The organism is Dyella sp. LX-66 (assembly GCF_018599165.1).
Taxonomy (GTDB): domain Bacteria; phylum Pseudomonadota; class Gammaproteobacteria; order Xanthomonadales; family Rhodanobacteraceae; genus Dyella_D; species Dyella_D marensis.
Map to the genome: position 1 here is coordinate 40,134 of NZ_JAHFVJ010000018.1, position 24,223 is coordinate 64,356.

Genomic DNA, 24,223 nt, shown 5'->3' on the forward strand with positions numbered 1-24,223 from the left:
CGGCTCTCGCCGCGCAGCGAACTAGAGGAGAACGACATCGAACTGTTCCTGCGAATAATGCTCTTCGGCCTGGAAGCGTATGCTTTTGGAGATGAACTCCTCCAATTCGGCCACGGCCACGGACTCCTCTTCGAGGATGCGGCCGACCACCTTCGGGCTGGCCATCACCAGCAGCTTTTCGGCATTGAACTGGCGGACCGCGCGGGTGATCTCGCGGAAGATCTCGTAGGTCACCGTCTCGGCGGTCTTCACCGTGCCGCGGCCGCCGCAGGCGGGACACGGCTCGCATAGCTGGCGTTCCAGGCTTTCGGTGGTGCGCTTGCGCGTCATCTCCACCAGGCCCAGCGCGGACATCGGATACACCGTGGTCTTGGCGTGGTCGCGCAGCAGGCCCTTTTCCAGCATGCGCAGCACCTGGCGCTTGTGTTCCTCGTCGGTCATATCGATGAAGTCGATGATGATGATGCCACCGAGATTGCGCAGGCGCAGCTGGCGCGCGGCCGCCTGGGCGGCTTCGAGGTTGGTGCGGTAGACCGTTTCCTCGAGGTTGCGCGTGCCCAGGTAGCCGCCGGTGTTGACGTCGATCGTGGTCATCGCCTCGGTCTGGTCGACGATGAGGTAGCCGCCGGATTTCAGCGGCACTTCCTTGCGCAGCGCGCGCTGGATTTCGTCTTCCACGCCGTACAGGTCGAAGATCGGACGCTCGCCGGAATAGTGCTCGACGCGGTCGTCCAGGCTCGGCATGAACTTGTGCACGAACTTCACGACCTTCTCGTAGGTCTCGCGCGAATCCACGCGGACCTTCTCGATGTCGTCGTTGAGCATGTCGCGCAGGCTGCGCAGCGGCAGCGAGAGTTCCTCGTACACGCGCTCGCCGACCTTGGCCTTGGCGATGTTCTCCTGCACCACGCGCCAGACCTTGCCCAGGTAGGTGACGTCGAAGGCCAGCGACTCGGCGGTCTGCTCCTCGGCGTTGGTGCGCACGATGTAGCCCAGCGGGTTTTCGCCGATCAGCGAGGTCATCACCTCTTTCAGGCGCTGGCGCTCGGCCTCGTCCTCGATGCGCGCGGAAATGCCCAGGGTGCGCGCATGCGGCAGCAGCACCAGGTAGCGCGAGGGAATCGACAGGTGGGTGGACAGCCGGGCGCCCTTGGTGCCGATCGGGTCCTTCACCACCTGCACCACGATTTCCTGCCCTTCGTGCACCAGTTCGCTGATGGACGGGGTATGGCCGTTGCCGGCCGGCACCACCACCGCCTCGCCCTCGGCGGCCACCGGCAGCGGCGGGCGCACGATGTCGGAGGCATGCAGGAAGGCCGCGCGCTCCAGGCCGATATCCACGAACACCGCCTGCATGCCGGGCATCACGCGCTGCACGCGGCCCTTGTAGACATTGCCCACGTAGCCGCGGCGGGAAGCTCGCTCGACATGCACTTCCTGCAGCATGCCGTTTTCGACCACGCCGACGCGGGTTTCGCGCGGCGTCACATTGATCAGAATCTCTTCACTCACCGAACACTCCCCTCTCGGAGGGTCTTTATAGCGGCTGGGCGGACGGTCGTCGATGCGCCCGTGCGCGGGCCGCGAACCCGTTCGCGCCGTGGCCGGGCGCCCTGTGCTTTGAGACAGGCGCGGGGGCCGCGGGTTTCACGGCCGGCTAGCGCTCCGCCGGCTCCGGCGCGGCGGCGGCCCCGCCCTCCGGCCCGGGCCGCCAGTCGACCCGGGTCAGCGGCAGGCAGTCCGGGTATTCGCGCCGGACGAAGGCGATCAGGCCTTCGCGGATGCGGCAGCGCAGGTCCCAGCCCTGGCCCGAGTCGGCCGAGCTGACCAGGGCGCGCAGCTGCATGGCGCGCTCGCCGGCGTCCACCACCTGCAGCACGCAGACGCGGCGGTCCCATTCCCGGGTTTCCCGGCACAGCCGCTCCAGCTCGGCGCGCAGGGGATCCAGCGGCAGGCGGTAATCCACCCACAGGAACACCGTGCCGATCAGCTGGGCGCTGCGGCGCGTCCAGTTCTCGAACGGGTTCTCGATAAACCAGTTCAGCGGCACCACCAGCCGGCGCTCGTCCCAGATGCGCACCACCACATAGGTGCCGGTGATCTCCTCGATGCGGCCCCATTCGCCCTTCACGATCACCACGTCGTCCAGGCGGATCGGCTGGGCCAGGGCGATCTGCAGGCCGGCGATGAGGTTGCTCAGCACCGGCTTGGCGGCCAGCCCCAAGGCCAGGCCGGCCAGGCCCGCCGAGGCCAGCAGGCTGGCGCCGAACTGGCGCACGCCGGGGATGGTCATCAACACCGCGGCCAGGCCGGCCAGGATGAACAGCACCATGGTCGAGCGGCTCAGCACGCGCACCTGGGTGACCACGCTGCGCGCGCGCAGGTTGTCGGCCAGGTCGACCGGATGCAGGCGGATGACCAGGTCTTCCAGCGCGCCGATGCAGCGCACCACCAGCCAGGTGATGGTGGCGATCAGCGCCACCAGCAGCAGGTGGCGGACGTCGCCCATGAAGCGCAGCGACTCCACGTCCGGCGTGACGCGCAGCGCCACCGCCACGGTCAGCAGCGGCACCAGCCATTCCATCGGTGCATTGGCGCGGCTGACCATGCCGTAGGCCGCCGGGTGCCGGCGCGACAGCCGCCGCAGCACCGCGCGCGCCACCCGGCGCAGCACGAAGGCGAGCGCCAGCGCGATGGCCACCGTGATGCCGAGGCGGCCGAGCGGATGATCGTTCCAGAAACTGGCGAAATCGATGGCCATACGTCGCGGGGAAGGCGTAGGGGAGACAACGACGTCCTACCGTGCCGCAGGGGATGTCCAGATTCCGTGGTCGATCGATGAACGCACGGTGCCCCGTTACAGTGCGCGTCATGCCCGCGACTCCCCGCCCGCTCGCCGCCGCGCCGGCGCACATCCTTCCCGACGTGCTGCGCCCAGGCCTGGCCCTGGTGTTCTGCGGCACCGCCGCGGGCAAGCGCTCGGCGGCCGAGCAAGCCTATTACGCGCATCCCGGCAACATGTTCTGGCGTGCGCTGCATGCCTGTGGCCTGACGCCGCGCCTGCTGCTGCCAGCCGAGTATCCGCAGCTGCCGGATTACGGCCTGGGCCTGACCGACGTGGCCAAGCTGCACTCAGGCAACGACGACGAACTGCCGCGCGGCGCCTTCGACGCACCGGCCCTGCACGCCAAGATCGAACGCTACGCCCCCGCCCTGCTCGCCTTCACCAGCAAGGCCGCCGCACGCGCGGCGCTGGACCGCGCGGCGGACTACGGCCTGCAGCCGGAGCGCATCGGCGCAACGCGTTTGTTCGTACTGCCCTCGCCGTCCGGACAAGCGCGCGGGCATTGGGATCTGGCGCCATGGCGAACGCTGGCGGACGTTGTCCGCCGCAGCCGCGGCGCGTAGGGTTGCGCATCACCCACCAAGGAGGACTTCCCATGCTCAAAGGCAGTTGCCACTGCGGCGCGATCACCCTGGAAGTCGACAACGCCGAGCCGCCGGAGCAGGCGATGGAATGCAATTGCTCGCACTGCAGCCGCAAGGGTTATCTGCTGTGGTTCGTGCCGCGCGAGCAGGTCCAGGTGCACGGCGGCGAAGACCAGCTCGGCGTGTATCACTTCAACAAGCACGTGATCGCCCACCACTTCTGCAAGCAATGCGGTTGCGCGCCGTTTGCGCTGGGGACGATGCCGGATGGGAAGTTGATTACGGCGGTGAATGTGCGGTGCTTGGAAGGTGTCGATCTGGCGGCGATCAAGCGCGTGCCGGTGGATGGACGCAGTTTCTGATCCGCAACACGGACGTAGGTTGGGGTGAGCGCCAGCGAACCCCAACGCTTCGATGCAGGTGCAGGTGAGGGCGTTGGGGTTCGCTGGCGCTCACCCCAACCTACGCAGGCTCGCCATCAATCGATCGGCGTATGCCGGTACTTGATCACGTCGCGCTCCTGCACCAGCGGCGCGTCGTTCCCCCACGACTGGCGGATGTAGGTGGCCACCGCCGCCACGTCGCTGTCGTTGAGCTGCTGCGCGAACGGCGGCATCGAGTACGGGCGCGGGTTGCCTTGCGTCGCCGGCGCGAAGCCGCCGAGCAGCACCACGCGGATCGCGTTGATGCCGGTCGGCTCGTTCACCGAAGAATTGCCGCGCAGTGGCGGATACACGCCGGCCACGCCTTCGCCCTGCCTGCCGTGGCAATCGGCGCAGCGCTCGGCGTAGACCTTGGCGCCCTGGTCGAGGATCGGCTTGGTATCCAGCGGCGAAGGCTGGTACGACACGCGCGGACGCGCCGGCAGCGACTGCAGATACGTGGCGACCGCTTTCAGGTCCGCCTCGTTCATATGCTGGGTGCTGCGCGCCACCACTTCGGCCATCGGCCCGAATGCGGTGCCTTTGGCGGACTGGCCGGTCTTCAGCAGGTCGACGATGTCCTGCCCGCTCCAGCCGGCGAGGCCGCCGTTGGCCTGCGTGCTGAGATCCGGCGCGTACCAGTTCTGCACCGGGATCTGGCCGCCGGACAGCGACTGGTCGCTGCGCATGCCGCCGAAGGCATCGCGCTCGACGTGGCATTCGTTGCAGTGGCCCAGGCCCTGCACCAGGTAGGCGCCGCGGTTCCACTCCGGCGACCTGGTGTCGTCGGCCACGTATTCGCCTTCGCGGAAATACAGCGCGCGCCAGGCCTTCAGCGTGTTGCGCACGTTGTAGGGGAAACCGAGGCCCGGCTGCTTCGCCGCCTGGTGCACCGGCGCCAGCGATTGCAGATAGGCAAAGATGGCCAGCGCGTCGTCGCGCGACACCTTGGTGTACGAGGTGTACGGGAAGGCCGGATACAGGAACTGGCCGTTGCGGTCGACGCCGTTGTGCAGCGCCTGGCGGAACGCCTCGAAGCTCCAGTCGCCAAGGCCCGTCTCGCGGTCCGGCGTGAGGTTGGGCGCGGGGATGTCGCCGAACGGCGTGCCCACCACGCGGCCGCCGGCAAAGCGCGCGCCGCCCTGCTCGGTATGGCAGGAGGCGCAGTCGCCGACCAGGGTGAGGTAGGCGCCCTTGGCGATCAGCGCCGGATCCTTCAGCGCGGCGGCATCCACCTGGCTGGCCGAGCGCGGCACCGACGGCTGGCCGCCGCGCAGGAACAGCCAGCCGGCCACGCCCAGGCCGGCCAGCACGACGACGGCGAAACCGATGCGGAAGATCTTCATGGCTTGGCCTCCGCGCTCAGCACGCCGCAATGCAGCGGCGGCGTGATCGAACCGGCCGGCTGCGCATGCATGTCCGCCGGCAGCTCGCGGCCGGCCAGCCAGGCCGAGACCGCGCTGATGTCGTCGACACTCAGGCGGCTGGCGATCTCGGCCATGCAGTCCGGCGCCACCGTGGCGCGTGTCTTGGTGCGCCAGGAACCGAGCTGCGAGCTGAGGTAGTCGTACGGCAGGCCGACCAGGCCGGGCACGTCCGGCTGCACGCCGGTGAGCTGGGTGCCGTGGCACGCAGCGCAGGGCGGAATCTGGCGCGACGGGTCGCCCTTGGTGGCCAGTTCCTCGCCGCGCTTGAGCGCATCCGGCGCGATGCGCGGCATCGGCGAGCGCGCGTAGGGCACTTCCTGCGCGGCGAAGTATTCGGCGATCTCGCGCATGTAGTCGGGGGTGAGGTAGCGCGTGGTGTATTCCATCGGACCGTACTTGCGCAGGCCCTGCTGGAAGTCCTTGAGCTGGCGCGCCAGATAGCCGGCGGGCTTGCCGGCCAGGCGCGGGAAAAAGCCGCTTTCCGGCGTGCCTTCGCCATGTTCGCCATGGCAGGCGGTGCAGCTGGCGATGCGCTGCTTGAGCGTGTCCGGCACGTGCGGCGGGTCGTTGTCCGCCGCCTGGGCGTGCACGGCGCCGGCCAGGGCGATGGCGGCGATCAACAGGACGGCGGAGCACACACGCCTGGCATGGCACAGCTGGGCTCGGTTCATCGGCCGATTATAGGCGCCGCCCTTCCTCGCTCCGTGGTCGAAGCCGCTAAGCTGCCGCTTCGCGACATCATGCCGCGCCCAGGAGACACGCCGTGACCCGCCTGACGCTCTCGCTTTCGCTCGCCGCCCTGTTGCTTGCCAGCACGTCCCTGCCCGCACAATCGGCGGATCCCGCCTTGGCCTGGGCCTCGATCAAGGATCTGCACCAGCGCATGGACGCCGGCCAGCTGCGCAGCGAAGCGCTGGCGCAGCTGTTCCTGGAACGCATCCAGCGCATCGACCGCGACGGCCCGGCACTGCGCTCGGTGCTGGAAACCAATCCGGATGCACTCAAGCTCGCCGCGCAGATCGACAAGCAGAAATCCAAGGGCGCGCTGCGCGGCATCCCCGTGCTGCTGAAGGACAACATCGATACCGGCGACCGCATGCTCACCACCGCCGGCTCGCTCGCCCTGGCCGACGCGCCGCCGGCATCGCGCGATGCCGGCCTGGTCGCGCGGCTGCGCAAGAGCGGCGCGCTGATCCTGGGCAAGACCAACTTGAGCGAGTGGGCGAACATGCGTTCCAGCCACGCCAGCAGCGGCTGGAGCGCACGCGGCGGGCAGACGCGCAATCCCTATGTGCTGGATCGCAATCCCTGCGGCTCCAGCGCGGGCTCCGGCGCGGCGGTGGCGGCAGGCCTGGCCACCGCGGCGATCGGTTCGGAAACCGATGGCTCGATCATCTGTCCAGCCGCGGCGAACGGCATTGTCGGCATCAAGCCGACCGTGGGCCTGGTCAGCCGCAGCGGCATCATCCCGATCAGCCACAACCAGGACACCGCCGGCCCGATGGCGCGCAACGTCGCCGATGCGGCGGCGGTGCTGGGCGCGATCGCCGGCAGCGATCCACGCGATCCGGCCACGGCGGAAGCGGACAAGCACGCCACCGACTACACGCGCTTTCTCGACCCGGACGGCCTGAAGGGCAAGCGCATCGGCGTGGTGCGCGGGCTGGCCGGCGCGGAGCCGAATGCCGACCGCATCCTGGAGCAGTCGATCGCGTTGATGAAGGCGCAAGGCGCGGTGATCGTCGACCCGGTGGAGCTGCCGCATCTGAAGGAACTGGGCGATCCGGAACTCACCGTGCTGCTGTATGACCTCAAGCACGACATGCAGGCGTATCTCGCCACGCGCCGCGGCACGCCGATGAAGACGCTGGCCGATCTGATCGCCTTCAACAAGCGCGAGGCCGAACGCGAGATGCCGTGGTTCGGGCAGGAGCTGTTCGAGCAGGCGCAGGCGAAGGGGCCGCTGACCGACAAGGATTATGTGCAAGCGCAGGCCAAGGCGAAGCGTTTCGCGGGACCGGAAGGCATCGACGCCGCGCTGGCCAAGGATCACCTCGATGCGCTGCTGGCGCCATCGTGGGGTCCGACCTTCGTGACCGATCCGGTGCTGGGCGATCACGTGGTGAGCGGCGATCCGACCGTGGGCGGTGCGTCGCAGCCGGCGGCGGTGGCGGGTTATCCGTCCATCACGGTGCCGGCGGGGTTTGCGCATGAGTTGCCGGTGGGCATCGTGTTCTTCGGTGCGAAGTGGAGCGAGCCGACCTTGATCACGATCGCGTACGGCTTCGAGCAGCATGCGCAGGCGTGGCGGGCGCCGAAGTTCCTGGATACGGTGGGTGGGAAGCCGGTGGTGGCCGATACGGCGCCCTGAAGCGCGTCATTCCGTGCGGATAAAAAAAGGGGCGCTGAAGAGCGCCCCTTTTTTGTTGCGGCACCGATGGAATCAGACCGTCTTCTGCGACTTCCGCACGATCAGCATCGCCAGCTCCAGCGACTGCTCGTAGTTGAGGCGCGGATCGACCATCGACTTGTAGGCGCGATCAAGATCGGCCTCGCTCAAATCGCGCGCACCGCCCATGCATTCGGTGACGTCCTCACCGGTGAGCTCCAGATGCACGCCGCCGAGGCGCGTGCCCGCCGCCGCATGGATATCGAAAGCCTGATCCAGCTCGCCGCGGATATTGTCGAAGCGGCGCGTCTTGTAGCCGTTGGAGGTGCTTTCGGTATTGCCGTGCATCGGATCGGCCACCCACAGCACGCGGCGGCCGGCGCGCTTCACCGCGTCGAGCAGGGTCGGCAGCGCCTTGGCGATCTGCGCATTGCCCATGCGGTGGATGAGCGTGAGGCGGCCGGGTTCGTCGTCGGGGTTGAGCGCATCGATCAGCGGCAGCAGCTGGTCCGGCGTCACCGAGGGACCGACCTTCACTGCGATCGGATTGCGGATGCCGCGGAAATATTCCACGTGCGCGCCGTCGAGCGCGGCGGTGCGCATGCCGATCCACGGGAAATGCGTGGAGAGATTGAACCAGCCCTGGTGGCGCGGCACCTGGCGCGTCAGCGCTTCTTCGTAGTGCAGCAGCAGCGCTTCGTGCGAGGTGAAGAAGTCGACGCGGGTGAAGCCGGCGATCGGGCCGGCCAGGGTTTCCATGAAGCGCAGCGAGTCGCCGATGCCGGCGACCATGCGGCGGTATTCGGCGGCCAGCGGCGAATGCTCCACCCAGGCCAGGTCCCAGTATTCCGGGTGGTGCAGGTCGGCGAAGCCGCCGTCGATCAGGGCGCGCACGAAGTTCATGGTCAGCGCGGAATGCGCGTGCGCCTGGATCAGGCGCTGCGGATCGGCGCGCCGCGCGGCGGCGGTGAATTCGGGACTGTTGACCAGGTCGCCGCGAAAGCTGGGCAGGGTCACGCCGTCGCGCGTTTCCATGTCGGCCGAACGCGGCTTGGCGTACTGGCCGGCGAAGCGGCCCACGCGCAGCACCGGCATGCGCAGGCCGTGCACCAGCACCAGGCTCATCTGCAGCAGCACCTTGAGCCGGTTGGAGATCACCGGGCTGGTGCAGTCGGCGAAGCTTTCCGCGCAATCGCCGCCCTGCAGCAGGAAGCGCTGGCCTTCCTGCGCTTCGGCCAGCGCCTGCTTGAGCGCGAGCACCTCCCACGAGGTGACCAGCGGCGGCAGGCTGGCGAGATGCCGCGTGGCCTGGGCCAGCTCGCTGGCGTTCTCGTACAGCGGCTGCTGCAGCGCCGTGCGCTGCTGCCAGGAATCGGGAGCCCACGTGGTCGGCACGGTGGACAGCTGGATATCGGCGTTCATGGACTGCGTTTCCTCTCGAACCTCAGCGTTGGACGCGGCGGGTGGCGGCGATCACCACCAGCGCAAGCAGCGCCACGTACCAGAACAGCGTCCAGGCCGGCATCGGCAGGCCGAGGATGGGTTCGACCTTGGCGCATTCGCCGGAGCCGGTGAACACCATCTTCAGCACCTTGGCCATGGGGAACGCGTCCATCATGTAGCCGAGGTTGGGGCCGCAGGCGGGAATCTGGTCCGCCGGCAGGGTCTGGATCCACAGATGGCGCGCCGCGGTGGCGATGCCGCCGATGGCGCCGAGGATCGCACCCGCCGCATAGACCCAGCGCACACCCTTGCTGCGGGGGCCGTGGATGGCGCCGATCAAAAAGAATACGCCCATCACCATGAAGGCGATGCGCTGGAAGATGCACAGCGGACAGGGCTCCATGTGCAGCCCGTATTCGGCATACAGCGCGAAGCCGAGCAGGCCGGCGCAGATCAGGAAGCCGACGAGGAAGGAGGTGCGGTACGACCAGCGGAGTGGGTTCATGGCCAGCGGGCTGTTGCAGTGCGGAACGGCGACATTACCCGCTCGCCGTGGCGCTGTCAGCACGCTTTCGGCCTATGCGCATGCATAACTTGCGCGGCGTTTTTACGCGGGCGCCGGGCGTGGAACCTAAAAGAAAAACCCCGGTCGGATACCAACCGGGGTTTTCAGGTCCTGCTGAGCCTTGAGCCGGAATTACTCGGCGTCGACGGCTTCGGTACGCGGACGATCCACCAGCTCGACATAAGCCATCGGGGCGTTGTCGCCCGGACGGAAGCCGCACTTGAGGATGCGCAGGTAGCCGCCCGGACGCTGGCTGTAGCGCGGGCCGATCTGCACGAACAGCTTGCCCACGGCTTCCTTGTCGCGCAGGCGCGAGAAAGCGAGGCGGCGGTTGGCAACGCCATCGGTCTTGGCGAGCGTGATGAGCGGCTCGGCGACGCGGCGCAGTTCCTTGGCCTTCGGCAGGGTGGTACGGATCAGCTCGTGCTTGATCAGCGAGGCGGCCATGTTGCGGAACATGGCTTCGCGGTGGCTGCTCGTGCGGTTGAGCTTGCGACCGGATTTCTGGTGGCGCATGACGTTTACTCTCTATGTCTGTTGTTATGAAAAACCGGTCGGAATGACCGGCTTCCCGCGGTTACCCGCTTTTGGAGCCTTGTTGGTTCGGGCTCTTCTTAAGAGACGGGCCAGGACTGGCCGCTTCTGTTGCCCGGCGGATGCGCGTGGCGCTCCGCCGGGACTTGGGTACTGCAGGCGATCAAAGGGAACCGCCAAGTAAAGCGATTAACCCAGCTGCATGCCGTGCGACAGGCCCGGCGGCGGCCAGTTTTCGAGCTTCATGCCCAGGGCCAGGCCACGACCGCCAAGGACGTCCTTGATCTCGGTCAGCGACTTCTTGCCCAGGTTCGGCGTCTTCAGCAGCTCGACCTCGGTCTTCTGCACCAGGTCGCCGATGTAGTAGATGCTCTCGGCCTTCAGGCAGTTCGCCGAACGCACGGTGAGCTCCAGATCGTCGATCGGGCGCAGCAGCAGCGGGTCGAAACCGCCCTTCTCGGCCTTGTCGGTGGCGCTCTCGCGACGCGAGAAGTCACCGAACACGGACAGCTGGTCGTTGAGGATCTCGGCGGCCTTGCGGACCGCGTCTTCCGCACCGATGGTGCCGTTCGTCTCGATGTCCAGCACGAGCTTATCGAGGTTGGTGCGCTGCTCGACACGAGCGGCGTCCACTTCGTAAGCCACGCGCAGCACCGGCGCGAACGAGGCATCCAGCTGCAGGCGGCCGATCGGACGAGCTTCCTCGTCCGGATGCTGGCGCGAGCTGGCCGGCTGGTAGCCGACGCCGCGACGCACCTTCAGGCGCATGTTAAGCGAGATGTCCTTGGTCAGGTGGCAGATCACGTGCTCGGGATTCACGATTTCGACCGTGTGGTCGACCGTGATGTCGCCGGCGGTGACCACGCCCTTGCCCTTCTTGGCCAGGGTCAGCGTGACTTCGTCGCCGGTGTGCTGGCGAATGGCCACTTCCTTGAGGTTGAGCAGGACTTCGATCACGTCCTCCTGCAGACCCTCGAGGGTGGTGTACTCATGAAGCACGCCGTCGATCTCGACCTCGACGATGGCGCTGCCGGGGATCGAAGAGAGCAACACGCGGCGCAGCGCGTTGCCCAGGGTGTGGCCGAAACCACGCTCGAGCGGCTCGACCACGACCTTGGCGCGGTTCGGGGCGAGCTGCTCGACGCTGAGGCCGCGAGGCCGCAGCACGCTAGTTGACGAAACTGCCATGCAGGGCTCCGGTAATTACTTCGAGTAAAGCTCGACGATCAGGCTTTCATTGATGTCGGACGGCAGATCACCACGATCCGGCACAGCCTTGAAGGTGCCTTCGAACTTCTTGGCATCCACTTCGACCCACTGCGGACGCAGGTCCATGGTGTCGAACACGGTCGCCGCTTCCTGCACGCGCAGCTGGGTGCGCGCACGCTCGGTCAGCGCAACCTGGTCGCCCGGACGGACCTGGTAGGACGGGATGTTGACCTTCTTGCCGTTGACCAGCACAGCCTTGTGGCTGACCAGCTGGCGGGCCTGGGCGCGGGTGACCGCGAAACCCATGCGGTAAACGACGTTGTCCAGACGGCTTTCCAGCAGGCGCAGCAGGTTCTCGCCGGTGTTGCCCTTGAGGGTCGACGCCTTGCTGTAGTAGTTGCTGAACTGACGCTCGAGCACACCATAGATGCGCTTGACCTTCTGCTTCTCACGCAGCTGCAGGGCGTAGTCCGACATGCGCATGCGCTTGTTGGCGCCATGCTGGCCGGGCTTGTTCTCCAGCTTGCACTTGGAGTCGATCGCGCGCGCCGGGGACTTCAGGCTCAGGTCCGAACCCTCACGACGCGCGAGTTTGCAGGTAGCTCCACGATAACGTGCCATGGTCTATAGCTCCTTAGACGCGACGCTTCTTGGGGGGACGGCAGCCGTTATGCGGAATCGGCGTGACGTCGATGATGTTCAGGACCTTGTAGCCCAGTGCGTTCAGCGAACGCACGGCCGACTCGCGGCCCGGGCCGGGGCCCTTGATACGCACTTCCACCGTCTTCACGCCGTAGTCGCCAGCAGCGCGGCCGGCCTTCTCGGCGGCCACCTGGGCAGCGAACGGGGTGGACTTGCGGGAGCCGCGGAAACCCGCGCCGCCGGCAGTCGCCCACGACAGGGCGTTGCCCTGGCGATCGGTGATGGTGACGATGGTGTTGTTGAAGGAGGCCTGCACGTGGGCCACGGCATCCGTGACAACGCGCTTGATCTTCTTCTTGGTCTTGACGGGCTTAGCCATGATAGGAATCCGTTACTTCTTGATCGCGCGGCGCGGACCCTTGCGGGTACGGGCGTTGGTACGCGTGCGCTGGCCGCGCACCGGCAGGCCACGGCGATGACGCAGGCCGCGGTAGCAACCCAGGTCCATCAAGCGCTTGATGGCGATACCGACTTCACGGCGCAGGTCGCCTTCGACGACGTACTTGCCGATTTCCTGGCGGAGCTTCTCCACCTCGCCCTCGCTGAGGGACTTGATCGGCGTGGTGGGAACCACGCCAGCGTCCGCGCAGACCTTCTTGGCCCGGTTGCGGCCGATGCCGTAAATGCTCTGCAGGCCAACCCACACATGCTTGTGGACCGGCAAATTGACACCCGCGATGCGCGCCATGATGTACTTTCTCCGATGCGTTTCGTGCGCGGTAAACGCGCAATTCTAACCTGAATTATCCCGACAGGAAAGCCCTGCGGCCCCGAGGTGCCGCCGCTCTCCGATTTAGGCCCTTACTCCGTCGCCCCAGCAGCCTCAGTTGCGGCGGAGATTGGCCTTCTTGAGCAGACTTTCATATTGGTGACTGACCAGATGCGCCTGCACCTGAGCAGTGAAGTCCATCACCACGACCACGACGATCAGCAGAGAGGTGCCACCGAAGTAGAACGGAACGTGCCAAGCCTTTTGCATGAACGACGGCACCAGACAGACCAGCACCAGGTACAACGCGCCGACGCCGGTGAGGCGGGTCATCACGTTGTCGATGTAGTCGGCCGTCGAACGACCCGGACGGATGCCTGGAATGAGCGCACCCGAACGCTTGAGGTTGTCCGCGGTTTCCTGGGAATTGAACACGATCGCCGTATAGAAGAAGGCGAAGGTGATGACCAGGACCGCAAACACGATGTCATACAGCGGCTCGCCCGGCGTCAGCGCCTGGGTGAGCTCCTGCAGCCAGCGCGACTGGTTGCCGGCGGTGAACCAGGTGGCCGCCGTGGCCGGGAACATCAGCAGGCTGGACGCGAAGATCGGCGGGATCACGCCCGACATGTTGATCTTCAGCGGCAGGTGCGAGGTCTGGTTCATGTAGGCCCGCTGCCCACCGGAACGCCTTGCGTAGTTCACGGTGATCTGCCGTTGGGCACGCTCCATGAACACCACGAAGGCAGTCACGGCCAGAATCAGGCCCACCACCATGATCATGCGGATCACGCTGAGCTCGCCATTGCTGGCCATGCCCAGGGTGTGCGCCACCGCGCCGGGCAGGCCCGCCACGATGCCGGCGAAGATCAGCAGCGAAATGCCGTTGCCGATGCCGCGCTCGGTGATCTGCTCGCCCAGCCACATCAAGAACATGGTGCCGGCCGTGAGGCCGACCACCGAAGCCATGATGAAGCCCATGCCCGGCGTATAGACCACCGGCGCGCCGCCGTTGGCGACCTGCTTCTGCAGGGCCACCGCGATGCCGAAGGCCTGGAAGGCCGCGAGGCCGACCGTGCCGAAGCGGGTGTACGTGGTCATCTTGCGACGACCCGACTCGCCTTCCTTGCGCAGTGCCTGCAGGCTCGGGATGACCGCGCCCATCATCTGCACCACGATGGATGCTGAGATATACGGCACCACGCCGAGCGCGAACACCGAGAAGCGGGCCAGCGAGCCGCCCGAGAACATGTTGAACATGTTCATCAGGCCGCCGCCCGATTCAATCAGGCTGGTCATCGCTTCCGGGTTGACGCCCGGAACGGGAATGAACGAACCGAGGCGAAAAACGATCAGCGCACCAATCACGAAAAAGATGCGCTGACGCAGTTCGGTCAGCTTGCCGAGCGATCCGAGCGAAGGGCCCTTGGCTGCCGCCACGTGATTACTCCACGCTGCCGCCGGCAGCCTCGATGGCTGCCTTGGCGCCGGCCGTGGCGAGCACGCCCGACAGCTTCACCGCGCGGCCGATCTCGCCCTTGGCGACGACCTTGACCTTCTTGGCGTGGCTGTCGATCAGGCCGGCCTGGTGCAGGACGACGACGTCGATCACGTCAGCCTTGAGGTTGGCCAGCTGATACAGGAACACTTCCTGGCTCTCGGCCTTCTTCTTGGAACGGAAGCCGACCTTCGGCAGGCGACGCTGCAGCGGCATCTGGCCGCCCTCGAAGCCGTACTTGTGGGTGCCGCCAGCGCGGGCGTGCTGACCCTTGTGGCCGCGGCCGGCGGTCTTGCCCAGGCCCGAACCGATGCCGCGACCCACGCGAAGGCGGGTCTTGCGGGCGCCGGCGGCCGGCTTGATGTCATTCAGACGCATGATGCTTACTCCTCGACCCGGACCAGGTAATAGACCGTGTTGATCAGACCACGCACCTGCGGGCTGTCCTTCAGTTCACGGACGTCGTTGAGCTTGTTCAGGCCGAGCGCCTTGACGCTCAGGCGATGACGGCTCTGCACGCCGCGCAGGCCCTTGACCAGGCGGACGCGGACGGTCTTTTCGTTGTTAGCCATTGCCCAGCACCTCTTCCACGGTCTTGCCGCGCTTGGCAGCGATCTGCTTCGGCGAGGCGACGGCCTGCAGGCCCTTGATGGTGGCGCGCACCAGGTTGATCGGGTTGCGCGAACCGACGGCCTTGGCCAGCACGTTCTTGACGCCGACCACTTCGAGCACGGCACGCATGGCGCCGCCGGCGATCACGCCGGTACCTTCGGAAGCCGGCTGCATGAACACGCGGGCCGCACCGTGGTTGGCCTTCACGGCGTACCACAGCGTGCCGTTGTTCAGGTCAACAGCGACCATGTTGCGGCGGGCGCGTTCCATGGCCTTGGAGATGGCGACCGGCACTTCGCGCGCCTTGCCATAACCGAAACCCACGCGGCCTTCGCCGTCGCCCACCACGGTCAGCGCGGTGAAGCTCATCTGGCGGCCACCCTTCACGGTCTTGGCCACGCGGTTGACGGCGATCAGCTTCTCGAGCAGGCCGTCTGAATTTTCGCGATCGGTAGAAGACATATTCTTTTCCGTCATGCCCGGAACATCCGGGACTTTTGCTTGCGGCTGGGCCGCTTGGAGTTGTAGGTACAGCTGATGGGGCAGGCGCTACGCAGAGCCCTGCCCCTTGGTGCTTAGAACTTCAGGCCGGCTTCGCGAGCCGCATCGGCCAGAGCCTTGATGCGACCGTGGTAGCGGAAACCCGAACGGTCGAAAGCCACGGCTTCGATACCGGCGGCCTTGGCGCGCTCGGCGATCGCCTTGCCCACGGCAGTGGCGGCTTCGATGTTCTTGGTGCCCTTCAGGCCTTCGGCGATCGACTTCTGCACCGTCGAGGCAGCGGCGACCACGTTCTTGCCCGAGGCGTCGAACACCTGGGCATAGAGGTGCTGGCCGGTGCGATGCACGGACAGGCGGGCCACGCCCAGCTTGCGGATGTGCGAGCGGGTGGACTTGGCGCGACGCAGGCGGGATTCGTTCTTGTTCATCGTGTTCTCTCCAGGAAGCGGATAGGCACGCGCTTTTCAGCGCCTTAGGCCTTCTTGGCTTCCTTCAGGGTGATCTTCTCGCCGGCATAGCGCACGCCCTTGCCCTTGTACGGCTCCGGCGGACGATAACCACGGATCTTGGCGGCCACTTCGCCCACGAGCTGCTTGTCCGAACCCTTGATCAGGATTTCGGTCTGCGTCGGGGTCTCCAGCGTGATGCCTTCCGGAGCGTTGAACACGACCGGATGAGAGAAGCCCAGGCTCAGGTTCAGCGCCTTGCCCTGCATGGCGGCACGGTAACCGACGCCGACCAGCTCGAGCTTCCGCTCGTAGCCGTCCGACACGCCCTTGACCATGTTGGCCAGCAGCGCACGCGCGGTGCCGCCGAACTTGTGGTCCGCGCCCTCGGCCAGCACGATGCTCACGTTGCCGTTATCGACGGCCACGGAAACGCCCGGCAGGTTGTGCGTGGACAGGGTGCCCTTCGGGCCCTTGACGGAGATGCCTTCAGCGCCAGCCTTCAGCTCGACGCCCTTGGGCAGATTGATGATCTTCTTGGCTACACGGGACATCGTCGACTCCTTAGGCGACCTGGCCGATGATTTCGCCGCCGAGGCCCTTGGCGCGAGCCTGGGCATCGGTCAGCAGACCGGCGGACGTCGAGATGATCGAGATACCCAGGCCACCCAGGACCTTCGGCAGCTGGTCCTTGCCGCGGTACACGCGGAGGCCCGAGCGGCTGACGCGGGAAATGCTCTCGATGGCCGGACGGCCCTCGAAATACTTGAGCTTGATCTCGAGCACCGGCTTGCCTTCCTGCGAGGAAGTCTTGGCGTCGAGGATGTAGCCCTCGTTCTTGAGAAGGTTGGCGATGGCCACCTTCAGCTTCGACGACGGCACGCTGACAGCCTGCTTGCCCGTAGCCTGGGCATTGCGGATGCGCGTAAACAGATCGGCGATGGGATCAGTCATGCTCATGAAAAACATCCTTCAGAGTGCACCGATATCCGATAAAACCGGAAATCAATATTGAGTTGTAAGCCGGCACAGACGCCGGTCTGCTTTGCGCAGACGGACGACTATATCAGCTCTTTTCCGATTTTGCGAATAACGGCACGCGTTTCGCATCGGCGGCGGCTCTGGAACAGCCCGCCCCCGGACGTATGAACCCGCCCGGGCCAGGCCCGGGCGGGTCGTTTAACAGGTCTTGCTTACCAGCTGGACTTGCGCAGGCCGGGCACGTCGCCACGCATGGTGGCTTCGCGCAGCTTGTTGCGGCCCAGGCCGAACTTCTGGTACACGGCGCGCGGACGGCCGGTCAGGGCGCAACGGGTGCGCTGACGGGTCGGGCTGGCGTCGCGCGGCAGCTTCTGCAGCTTGGTCTGAGCTTCCATCTTCTCGTCGTACGAGGCGGTGGGGCTCAGCACGATCGCCTTCAGTTCCGCACGCTTGGCGGCGTACTTCTTGGCGATCTTGGTCCGCTTGAGATCGCGGTTGATCATCGAGGTCTTAGCCATAAATCTCTCGCGCTCTCTTAGTTGCGGAACGGGAAGCTGAAGGCTTCCAGCAAGGCCTTGGCCTCTTCGTCCGACTTGGCGGTGGTGGTGATGGAGATGTCCATGCCACGCATCGCGTCGACGGCGTCGAAGTCGATCTCCGGGAAGATGATCTGTTCCTTGATGCCGAAGTTGTAGTTACCACGGCCATCGAAGGCGCGGCCCGACACGCCGCGGAAGTCGCGGGTACGGGGCAGCGAGATGTTGATCAGGCGATCGAAGAATTCCCACATCTGGGCACGGCGCAGAGTGACCTTGCAGCCGATCGGCCAGCCGTCGCGGATCTTGAACGAGGCGACGGAAACGCGCGCCTTGGTCTGGATCGGCTTCTGGCCGGAGATCTTGGCCATGTCGGCCACGGCGTTCTCAAGAACCTTCTTGTTCGCCGCTGCTTCACCCACGCCCATGTTCAGCGTGATCTTGGTGATGCGGGGGACCTGCATCACGTTCTCGTAGCCAAAACGCTCGGTGAGCTTCTTGACTACTTCGTCTTTATAAAACTTTTCAAGGCGCGTCATGACTTGTGTTCCTTACGCGTCCACGACCTCGCCAGAACTGAACACGCGGACCTTGCGCCCATCTTCGAGCGTCTTGAAGCCCACGCGTTCACCCTTGTTCTGAGCGGGGTTGAACAGCTGCACATTGGAGATATGGATCGAAGCCTCACGCTCGACGATGCCGCCGGCCTGGTTGGCCTGAGGATTCGGCTTGGTGTGACGCTTGACCACGTTGACGTTGGAGACGAACACGCGATCGCCATCCACGCGCAGCACGTCGCCGCGCTGGCCCTTGTTTTTGCCGGTGATCACGATGACCTGATCACCCTTGCGGATACGGTTCATGTCTAGCCTCCGCTCAGAGCACTTCGGGTGCGAGCGAGACGATCTTCATGAAGCGCTCGCTGCGCAGCTCGCGAGTGACCGGCCCGAAGATACGGGTGCCGATCGGCTCGAGCTTGTTGTTGAGAAGGACCGCCGCGTTGCCGTCGAAACGGATCAGCGAGCCGTCCGGACGACGCACACCCTTGGCGGTACGAACCACCACGGCGTTGTACACCTCGCCCTTCTTCACCTTGCCACGCGGGATGGCATCCTTCACGGTGACCTTGATCACGTCACCGATCGCGGCATAACGGCGCTTGGAGCCGCCGAGCACCTTGATGCACATCAGTTCCTTCGCGCCGCTGTTGTCCGCCGCGGAAAGCGTGCTTTGCATCTGGATCATGTCTGCACCCTCCCCTTAGCCGACCGCGCGAGTGACGATTTCGACCACGCGGTGATGCTTGGTCTTGGACAGCGGACGGCATTCCGCGATGCGCACCAGGTCGCCCTCGTTTGCACCGAGGTCGTCCTGCGCATGCAGCTTGGTCGACCGGCGGATGATCTTGCCCAGCAGGCCGTGCTGCACCTGGCGCTCGATCAGGACGGTCACCGTCTTGTCCATCTTGTTGCTGATGACGCGGCCCTCGAGGGTGCGCGCCTGCTTTTGGTTATCGCTCATATCCGCCGTCCTTACTTCTTGCCGCCGAGCGCGAACTTCGCGCGGGCGATGTCGCGCCGAACGCGGCGCAGCTGGTGCGGCTGGTTGAGCTGGCCGGTGCCCTTCTGCATGCGCAGGTTGAACTGCTCCTTGCGCAGGTCCAGCAGATGCTGCTTCAGCTCGTCGGCCGTTTTGTTGATCAGATCGTTCATGGCCATCACATCACCGCTCGGGATACGAACTGGGTCTGCACCGACAGCTTGGCGGCGGCGAGGCGGAACGCCTCACGGGCCGTGGCTTCGTCGACGCCCTCGATTTCATAGAGCATGCGGCCGGGCTGGATCGGAGCGACCCAGTACTCGACGCCACCCTTACCCGCGCCCATTCGGACTTCGATCGGCTTCTTGGTGATCGGCTTGTCCGGGAACACGCGGATCCACAGCTTGCCGCCACGCTTCACGAAGCGGGTGATGCAACGACGGGCCGCCTCGATCTGGCGCGCGGTCAGCGCGCCATGAGTGGTGGCCTTGAGGCCGTATTCGCCGAAGCTCACGAGGTTCGAGCTGAACGCCAGACCGTCGTTTCGGCCCTTGAACTGCTTGCGGAATTTGGTTCGCTTAGGTTGCAACATGGCAACTCTCCTTACTTCGCCGTCCGCTCGCGACGGCCTTCACCGCCCTCGCGACGCGATTCACGACGACCCTCGCCACCTTCGCGGCGCGGCTGCGACGGCTCTTCCTTCGCTTCCTGGCCAACCTGCGCCAAGTCGAAGATTTCGCCCTTGTAGATCCACACCTTGATGCCGATGACACCGTAGGTGGTGTGCGCTTCGGCGAAGCCGTAGTCGATGTCCGCACGCAGGGTGTGCAGCGGCACGCGGCCTTCGCGGGCCCACTCGGAGCGGGCGATCTCGGCACCGTTCAGACGACCGGACACGTTGATCTTGATGCCCAGGGCGCCGAGGCGCATCGCGTTGCCGACCGAGCGCTTCATGGCGCGGCGGAACATGATGCGGCGCTCGAGCTGCTGCGCGATCGACTCGGCCACCAGCTGCGCGTCGAGCTCGGGCTTGCGCACCTCGCTGACGTTGATGTGCGCCGGAACGCCCATCAGCTTGCTGACTTCCTTGCGCAGCTTCTCGATGTCCTCGCCCTTCTTGCCGATCACCACGCCCGGACGGGCGGTGTGGATCGTCACGCGCGCGGTCTTGGCCGGACGCTCGATCTGGATCTTCGAGATGCCGGCCTGGGCCAGCTTCTTGCGCAGCATCTCGCGGACCTTCAGGTCGGCAGCGAGGTACTGGGCGTATTCGCCCTTATTGGCGTACCACTTCGAGTTCCAGTCCTTGGCAATGCCGAGGCGGATACCGGTGGGATGAACTTTATGACCCATCGTCTATATCCCCAGTCAGTTGCCAACGACCACAGTGATGTGGCTCGTGCGCTTCAGGATGCGAGAACCGCGGCCTTTGGCGCGGGCGTACATGCGCTTCATCGCCGGACCTTCGTCGACGAAGATGCGGGCGATCTTCAGCTCGTCCACGTCGGCGCCGAGGTTGTTCTCGGCGTTGGCGACGGCCGACAGCAGCACCTTACGAACGATGTGCGCGGCCTTCTTGTTGGTGAACTGGAGCACGTCGCTGGCTCGGCCCACGGGCATGCCGCGGACCAGGTCAGCCACCAGGCGCACCTTCTGCGCCGAAATGCGGGCGCTGCGCAGGATTGCTTTGGCTTCGGTGCTCATCACTTGCCCTTCTTATCGCCGCCATGGCCCTTGAAGGTGCGGGTCACCGCGAACTCGCCGAGCTTGTGCCCGACCATGTTCTCGTTGACGAGCACCGGCACGTGCTGGCGACCGTTGTGGATGGCGATGGTCAATCCCACCATTTCCGGCAGGATCATCGAGCGGCGCGACCAAGTCTTGATCGGACGCTTGTTGTTGGTGGAAACCGCAGCTTCCACCTTCTTCACGAGGTGAAGGTCGACGAAAGGACCTTTCTTCAATGAACGCGGCATGACGGTTTCCTGTTACTTGCGGCGACGCACGATGAACTGCTGCGTGCGCTTGTTGTTACGGGTCTTGTAGCCCTTGGCCGGCGTGCCCCACGGGCTGACCGGATGACGGCCGCCGGAGGTCTTGCCTTCACCACCGCCGTGCGGATGGTCGACCGGGTTCATGGCGACGCCGCGGACGGTCGGGCGGATGCCCTTCCAACGCTTGGCGCCGGCCTTGCCGAGCTTCTTCAGGCTGTGCTCGCCGTTGCCGACTTCACCGATGGTGGCGCGGCAATCGACCGGCACGCGGCGCATTTCGCCGGAGCGCAGGCGCAGCGTGGCGTAGCCGGATTCGCGGGCCACCAGCTGGACGGAAGCGCCGGCGCTGCGGGCGATCTGCGCGCCCTTGCCAGGCTTCATCTCGATGCAGTGCACGGTCGAACCGACCGGGATGTTGCGCAGCGGCAGGCTGTTGCCGGCCTTGATCGGCGCATCGTGGCCCGACACCAGGCGGTCGCCCGCCTGCACGCCCTTCGGGGCGATGATGTAGCGGCGCTCGCCGTCGGCGTAGCACAGCAGCGCGATGTGCGCGGTGCGGTTCGGATCGTATTCGATGCGCTCGACCTGGGCGACGATGCCTTCCTTGTCGCGCTTGAAGTCGATGATGCGGTAACGCTGCTTATGACCGCCGCCCTGGTGACGAACGGTGATGCGACCGTAATGGTTGCGACCGCCGGTCTTCGACTGGGCTTCGGTCAACGGCGCGTACGGCGCGCCCTTGTGCAGGCCCGGGGTACGCACGCTGACTGCGTCGCGGCGTCCGGCCGAGGTCGGCTTGTGAGTGATCAGTGCCATCTCAATTCAACTCCTGGCTCAGGCCTTGGCCGCCACGTCGATGGTCTGCCCATCGGCCAGGCGCACGTAGGCCTTGCGCTTGCCCTGACGGTTGCCAGCGCGGAAACGGAAGGACTTGACCTTGCCCTTGGCGTTGACGAGGTTCACCTGCTCGACCTTGACGTCGAACATCTGCTCCACCGCCGCGCGGACATCGGCCTTGGTCGCGTCGGGCGCGACCACGAAAACGTACTGGTTGCCCTCGGCAAGACGGGCCGCCTTCTCGGAGATGTGCGGCGCGCGCAGCGTGTTGAGAATGCGTTCGTTGCTCATGCCAGCCACTCCTCGATCTTCTTCACCGCATCGACGGTCATGACGATGTGATCCGAACCGACCAGGCTCACCGGGTTCAGCGCCAGCACGTCCACCACGTGGATGTACGGGATGTTGCGGGCGGCCAGGAAGGTGGCTTCGTTGGCGTCTTCCGACACCAGCAGCACACGACCGGAAACCTGCAGCTCGGCCAGCTTGGCAACCATCGCCTTGGTCTTCGGGGTGTCGATGCCGAAGCTCTCGACCACCTTCAGGCGACCCTGGCGATTGAGCTCCGCGAGAATGGAGCGCAGCGCCACGCGATAGGCCTTGCGGTTGACTTTCTGTTCGAAGTTACGGGGCTTCGCCGCGAAGGTGACACCGCCGCCGACGAAGATCGGGGCGCGGTAGTCGCCGTGACGGGCGCCGCCGCCCTTCTGCTTCTTGAACTTCTTGGTGGTACCCGACAGCTCACCACGCGACAGCTGCGCCTTGGTACCGGCGCGACCGCCGGCCTGGTAGGCAACGACCACCTGGTGGATCAGGGCCTGCTTGAACTCACCGCCGAACACTTCGTCCGACACGTTGAGCGGCTTGGCGCCAATGACATTCAGTTCCATGGCGTCTCTCCTCAACCCTTGGTGGTCGGACGGATCACGACGTCGCCACCGGTAGCACCGGGGACTGCGCCCTTGATCGCGATCAGATGACGCTCGGCGTCGACCTTGACCACTTCCAGACCCTGCTGCGTGCGGTTCACCGCACCCATGTGGCCGGACATCTTCTTGCCGGGGAACACGCGACCCGGGGTCTGACGCTGGCCGATAGAACCCGGCGAGCGGTGCGACAGCGAGTTACCGTGGGTGGCATCACCCATGGTGAAGTTGTGGCGCTTGATGGTGCCCTGGAAGCCCTTGCCCTTCGACACGCCGGCGACGTCAACGATCTGACCCACCTGGAACACGTCATCGGCCTTGATCTCGGTGCCCACGCTGTACTTGCCGAGCTCGTCGGCAGTCACGCGGAACTCCCACAGACCACGACCCGGCTCGACCTTCGCCTTGGCGTAGTGACCCTTCAGCGGCTGGGTCAGCAGGCTGGCGCGCTTGACGCCCGCCGCGACCTGCACAGCGCTGTAACCATCGTTATCTTCCGTCTTCAGCTGGGTGACGCGATTCGGGGTGGCTTCAATCAGCGTCACCGGAATCGAGCGTCCATCTTCAGTGAAGAGTCGGCTCATGCCGCACTTGCGGCCAACCAGTCCGATACTCATCTTCGTATCCTGTCTATCGCTCAGCCGAGCTTGATCTGAACATCGACGCCAGCGGCGAGATCAAGCTTCATGAGCGCGTCCACGGTCTTGTCGTTGGGGTCAACGATATCGAGCACGCGCTTGTGGGTACGGGTCTCGTACTGGTCGCGGGCATCTTTGTCGACGTGCGGCGACACCAGAATGGTGTAACGCTCGATCTTGGTCGGCAGCGGGATCGGGCCGAGGACTGTGGCGCCGGTGCGCCTGGCCGTCTCGACGATTTCGCTGGCCGAACGGTCGATCAGACGATGATCGAACGCCTTGAGCCGGATGCGAATCTTTTGGTTCGCCATAAACCGTGTCCTGTTATCTAAAGAACGATTCTGTGATTCGGAATGGCTTCTCACCATTCCGCACAACCCTTGGTACTACCTGGTGCAGCAAAGGGGTCGACGGCTGCCGGAAAATCCCGGCGATTCGGCCCCTAAAAGACCGGGCAGACCGAGAATATCGGTCTGCCCAGACGAAAAAGTATAGAACGCGAAAACGCAAATGGCAACAGAGTGGTCACTCTGCCGTCATGCGATCCCGCAACGTCCTTGTATGCGAACTCGAAGCGCTTCCTGCACCTCATTTCGCTGTGTGCCTCGGGCAATTAAGCCCGAATGCAAAGGGATAACTTGTCAAGCATATAGGAACACCAGCTCGATGGGAAGCCCCTTGGGTAAAAAACAGGCAAAAAAAGAGCGGGGCTTGCGCCCCGCTCTTTCATACCTTGCGTTCACTCGCCCGAAGGCGGGTTACTTACTTGGTGACCTTGGCGACGACGCCGGCGCCGACGGTGCGGCCACCTTCGCGGATCGCGAAGCGCAGGCCGTCCGTCATCGCGATCGGCGCGATCAGGGTCACCTTCATCTTCACGTTGTCA

General features: G+C 65.4%; 36 protein-coding genes and 1 pseudogene. 3 read left to right on the plus strand and 34 right to left on the minus strand.

The window, feature by feature from the left end; all coding sequences use genetic code 11:
• Window positions 1–21 precede the first annotated feature (21 nt).
• Window positions 22–1,512: a ribonuclease G gene (gene rng, locus KK141_RS21490; RefSeq protein WP_214573062.1), complete on the minus strand. Its 1,491-nt coding sequence runs from the start codon at window positions 1,510–1,512 to the stop codon at window positions 22–24.
• A gap of 145 nt (window positions 1,513–1,657) precedes the next feature.
• On the minus strand, window positions 1,658–2,761 hold the full coding sequence (locus KK141_RS21495; RefSeq protein WP_214573063.1) for a mechanosensitive ion channel domain-containing protein: 1,104 nt from the start codon (window positions 2,759–2,761) through the stop codon (window positions 1,658–1,660).
• 110 nt (window positions 2,762–2,871) lie between these two features.
• Here KK141_RS21495 and KK141_RS21500 point away from each other — a divergent pair, with 110 nt between their 5' ends.
• Both KK141_RS21500 and KK141_RS21505 read left to right on the plus strand, forming a co-directional pair.
• Window positions 2,872–3,408 (plus strand): mismatch-specific DNA-glycosylase, encoded by a 537-nt coding sequence (locus KK141_RS21500; protein ID WP_214573064.1) that lies wholly within the window; start codon window positions 2,872–2,874, stop codon window positions 3,406–3,408.
• 32 nt (window positions 3,409–3,440) lie between these two features.
• Window positions 3,441–3,791 carry a GFA family protein gene (locus KK141_RS21505; RefSeq protein ID WP_214573065.1) on the plus strand — a complete coding sequence of 117 codons (351 nt, stop codon included), beginning with the start codon at window positions 3,441–3,443 and terminating at the stop codon, window positions 3,789–3,791.
• Between the two features lie 116 nt (window positions 3,792–3,907).
• On the opposite strand, the gene KK141_RS21510 is transcribed toward KK141_RS21505, so the two are convergent.
• Both KK141_RS21510 and KK141_RS21515 read right to left on the minus strand, forming a co-directional pair.
• On the minus strand, window positions 3,908–5,197 hold the full coding sequence (locus KK141_RS21510) for a c-type cytochrome (RefSeq protein ID WP_214573066.1): 1,290 nt from the start codon (window positions 5,195–5,197) through the stop codon (window positions 3,908–3,910).
• Window positions 5,194–5,949: a c-type cytochrome gene (locus KK141_RS21515; RefSeq protein WP_214573067.1), complete on the minus strand. Its 756-nt coding sequence runs from the start codon at window positions 5,947–5,949 to the stop codon at window positions 5,194–5,196. The genes KK141_RS21510 and KK141_RS21515 overlap by 4 nt, the downstream gene beginning before the upstream one ends.
• A 92-nt stretch (window positions 5,950–6,041) precedes the next feature.
• Here KK141_RS21515 and KK141_RS21520 point away from each other — a divergent pair, with 92 nt between their 5' ends.
• Complete coding sequence (locus KK141_RS21520) at window positions 6,042–7,649, plus strand: amidase (RefSeq protein WP_345777628.1); 1,608 nt, start codon at window positions 6,042–6,044, stop codon at window positions 7,647–7,649.
• A gap of 72 nt (window positions 7,650–7,721) precedes the next feature.
• On the opposite strand, the gene KK141_RS21525 is transcribed toward KK141_RS21520, so the two are convergent.
• The 30 genes and pseudogenes from KK141_RS21525 to tuf all read right to left on the minus strand — a co-directional run.
• Window positions 7,722–9,089, minus strand: a complete 1,368-nt coding sequence (locus KK141_RS21525; RefSeq protein WP_214573068.1) for a 3-deoxy-7-phosphoheptulonate synthase class II — start codon at window positions 9,087–9,089, stop codon at window positions 7,722–7,724.
• Window positions 9,090–9,111: 22 nt separating this feature from the next.
• Window positions 9,112–9,615, minus strand: coding sequence for a disulfide bond formation protein B (locus KK141_RS21530; RefSeq protein WP_214573069.1), 504 nt, complete (start codon window positions 9,613–9,615; stop codon window positions 9,112–9,114).
• A gap of 192 nt (window positions 9,616–9,807) precedes the next feature.
• On the minus strand, window positions 9,808–10,191 hold the full coding sequence (rplQ, locus tag KK141_RS21535) for a 50S ribosomal protein L17 (protein ID WP_167257907.1): 384 nt from the start codon (window positions 10,189–10,191) through the stop codon (window positions 9,808–9,810).
• A gap of 207 nt (window positions 10,192–10,398) precedes the next feature.
• Complete coding sequence (gene rpoA / locus KK141_RS21540; protein ID WP_167257909.1) at window positions 10,399–11,397, minus strand: DNA-directed RNA polymerase subunit alpha; 999 nt, start codon at window positions 11,395–11,397, stop codon at window positions 10,399–10,401.
• 15 nt (window positions 11,398–11,412) lie between these two features.
• Window positions 11,413–12,039 carry a 30S ribosomal protein S4 gene (gene rpsD / locus KK141_RS21545; RefSeq protein ID WP_026635853.1) on the minus strand — a complete coding sequence of 209 codons (627 nt, stop codon included), beginning with the start codon at window positions 12,037–12,039 and terminating at the stop codon, window positions 11,413–11,415.
• 13 nt (window positions 12,040–12,052) lie between these two features.
• A complete protein-coding gene (gene rpsK, locus KK141_RS21550; RefSeq protein ID WP_007513384.1) occupies window positions 12,053–12,439 on the minus strand; it encodes a 30S ribosomal protein S11 in 387 nt (128 codons plus the stop codon).
• A 12-nt stretch (window positions 12,440–12,451) separates the two neighbouring features.
• Complete coding sequence (gene rpsM / locus KK141_RS21555; protein WP_214573070.1) at window positions 12,452–12,808, minus strand: 30S ribosomal protein S13; 357 nt, start codon at window positions 12,806–12,808, stop codon at window positions 12,452–12,454.
• Window positions 12,809–12,943: 135 nt separating this feature from the next.
• On the minus strand, window positions 12,944–14,269 hold the full coding sequence (gene secY, locus KK141_RS21560) for a preprotein translocase subunit SecY (protein WP_214573071.1): 1,326 nt from the start codon (window positions 14,267–14,269) through the stop codon (window positions 12,944–12,946).
• 4 nt (window positions 14,270–14,273) lie between these two features.
• The gene (gene rplO / locus KK141_RS21565; RefSeq protein ID WP_214573072.1) at window positions 14,274–14,705 is read right to left on the minus strand and encodes a 50S ribosomal protein L15; all 432 of its coding nucleotides are present in this window, start codon (window positions 14,703–14,705) and stop codon (window positions 14,274–14,276) included.
• 5 nt (window positions 14,706–14,710) lie between these two features.
• On the minus strand, window positions 14,711–14,899 hold the full coding sequence (rpmD, locus tag KK141_RS21570) for a 50S ribosomal protein L30 (protein WP_026635849.1): 189 nt from the start codon (window positions 14,897–14,899) through the stop codon (window positions 14,711–14,713).
• On the minus strand, window positions 14,892–15,401 hold the full coding sequence (gene rpsE / locus KK141_RS21575; RefSeq protein ID WP_167257917.1) for a 30S ribosomal protein S5: 510 nt from the start codon (window positions 15,399–15,401) through the stop codon (window positions 14,892–14,894). Before rpsE ends, rpmD begins: the two co-directional genes overlap by 8 nt.
• A 113-nt stretch (window positions 15,402–15,514) precedes the next feature.
• Window positions 15,515–15,868 carry a 50S ribosomal protein L18 gene (rplR, locus tag KK141_RS21580; RefSeq protein ID WP_026635847.1) on the minus strand — a complete coding sequence of 118 codons (354 nt, stop codon included), beginning with the start codon at window positions 15,866–15,868 and terminating at the stop codon, window positions 15,515–15,517.
• Between the two features lie 44 nt (window positions 15,869–15,912).
• Window positions 15,913–16,440, minus strand: a complete 528-nt coding sequence (gene rplF, locus KK141_RS21585; RefSeq protein WP_167257919.1) for a 50S ribosomal protein L6 — start codon at window positions 16,438–16,440, stop codon at window positions 15,913–15,915.
• 10 nt (window positions 16,441–16,450) lie between these two features.
• Window positions 16,451–16,846, minus strand: coding sequence for a 30S ribosomal protein S8 (gene rpsH / locus KK141_RS21590; RefSeq protein ID WP_026635845.1), 396 nt, complete (start codon window positions 16,844–16,846; stop codon window positions 16,451–16,453).
• Window positions 16,847–17,079: 233 nt separating this feature from the next.
• Complete coding sequence (rpsN, locus tag KK141_RS21595) at window positions 17,080–17,385, minus strand: 30S ribosomal protein S14 (RefSeq protein WP_214573073.1); 306 nt, start codon at window positions 17,383–17,385, stop codon at window positions 17,080–17,082.
• A 17-nt stretch (window positions 17,386–17,402) separates the two neighbouring features.
• Window positions 17,403–17,942, minus strand: a complete 540-nt coding sequence (rplE, locus tag KK141_RS21600) for a 50S ribosomal protein L5 (protein WP_167257925.1) — start codon at window positions 17,940–17,942, stop codon at window positions 17,403–17,405.
• 12 nt (window positions 17,943–17,954) lie between these two features.
• Window positions 17,955–18,266: a 50S ribosomal protein L24 gene (gene rplX / locus KK141_RS21605; RefSeq protein ID WP_167257927.1), complete on the minus strand. Its 312-nt coding sequence runs from the start codon at window positions 18,264–18,266 to the stop codon at window positions 17,955–17,957.
• Window positions 18,267–18,279: 13 nt separating this feature from the next.
• The gene (rplN, locus tag KK141_RS21610) at window positions 18,280–18,648 is read right to left on the minus strand and encodes a 50S ribosomal protein L14 (protein WP_026635841.1); all 369 of its coding nucleotides are present in this window, start codon (window positions 18,646–18,648) and stop codon (window positions 18,280–18,282) included.
• A gap of 15 nt (window positions 18,649–18,663) precedes the next feature.
• On the minus strand, window positions 18,664–18,924 hold the full coding sequence (gene rpsQ, locus KK141_RS21615) for a 30S ribosomal protein S17 (protein ID WP_167257929.1): 261 nt from the start codon (window positions 18,922–18,924) through the stop codon (window positions 18,664–18,666).
• An 11-nt stretch (window positions 18,925–18,935) separates the two neighbouring features.
• On the minus strand, window positions 18,936–19,121 hold the full coding sequence (gene rpmC / locus KK141_RS21620; RefSeq protein ID WP_167257931.1) for a 50S ribosomal protein L29: 186 nt from the start codon (window positions 19,119–19,121) through the stop codon (window positions 18,936–18,938).
• Window positions 19,121–19,534: a 50S ribosomal protein L16 gene (rplP, locus tag KK141_RS21625; RefSeq protein ID WP_026635838.1), complete on the minus strand. Its 414-nt coding sequence runs from the start codon at window positions 19,532–19,534 to the stop codon at window positions 19,121–19,123. Before rplP ends, rpmC begins: the two co-directional genes overlap by 1 nt.
• An 11-nt stretch (window positions 19,535–19,545) precedes the next feature.
• Window positions 19,546–20,295 carry a 30S ribosomal protein S3 gene (rpsC, locus tag KK141_RS21630; protein ID WP_214573074.1) on the minus strand — a complete coding sequence of 250 codons (750 nt, stop codon included), beginning with the start codon at window positions 20,293–20,295 and terminating at the stop codon, window positions 19,546–19,548.
• Window positions 20,296–20,310: 15 nt separating this feature from the next.
• Entirely contained in the window at window positions 20,311–20,646 is a 336-nt protein-coding gene (rplV, locus tag KK141_RS21635; RefSeq protein WP_026635836.1) for a 50S ribosomal protein L22, read from the minus strand.
• Entirely contained in the window at window positions 20,646–20,918 is a 273-nt protein-coding gene (gene rpsS / locus KK141_RS21640) for a 30S ribosomal protein S19 (RefSeq protein ID WP_026635835.1), read from the minus strand. Before rpsS ends, rplV begins: the two co-directional genes overlap by 1 nt.
• A 12-nt stretch (window positions 20,919–20,930) precedes the next feature.
• Window positions 20,931–21,752, minus strand: a complete 822-nt coding sequence (rplB, locus tag KK141_RS21645; RefSeq protein ID WP_167257935.1) for a 50S ribosomal protein L2 — start codon at window positions 21,750–21,752, stop codon at window positions 20,931–20,933.
• An 18-nt stretch (window positions 21,753–21,770) separates the two neighbouring features.
• The gene (gene rplW / locus KK141_RS21650) at window positions 21,771–22,064 is read right to left on the minus strand and encodes a 50S ribosomal protein L23 (RefSeq protein ID WP_026635833.1); all 294 of its coding nucleotides are present in this window, start codon (window positions 22,062–22,064) and stop codon (window positions 21,771–21,773) included.
• The gene (rplD, locus tag KK141_RS21655; protein WP_167257937.1) at window positions 22,061–22,663 is read right to left on the minus strand and encodes a 50S ribosomal protein L4; all 603 of its coding nucleotides are present in this window, start codon (window positions 22,661–22,663) and stop codon (window positions 22,061–22,063) included. Before rplD ends, rplW begins: the two co-directional genes overlap by 4 nt.
• 11 nt (window positions 22,664–22,674) lie before the next feature.
• Window positions 22,675–23,316, minus strand: a complete 642-nt coding sequence (rplC, locus tag KK141_RS21660) for a 50S ribosomal protein L3 (RefSeq protein ID WP_167257939.1) — start codon at window positions 23,314–23,316, stop codon at window positions 22,675–22,677.
• A 20-nt stretch (window positions 23,317–23,336) separates the two neighbouring features.
• Window positions 23,337–23,648, minus strand: a complete 312-nt coding sequence (gene rpsJ, locus KK141_RS21665) for a 30S ribosomal protein S10 (RefSeq protein WP_214573075.1) — start codon at window positions 23,646–23,648, stop codon at window positions 23,337–23,339.
• 451 nt (window positions 23,649–24,099) lie between these two features.
• A pseudogene (gene tuf / locus KK141_RS21670) lies at window positions 24,100–24,223 on the minus strand (elongation factor Tu); the annotation flags it as partial.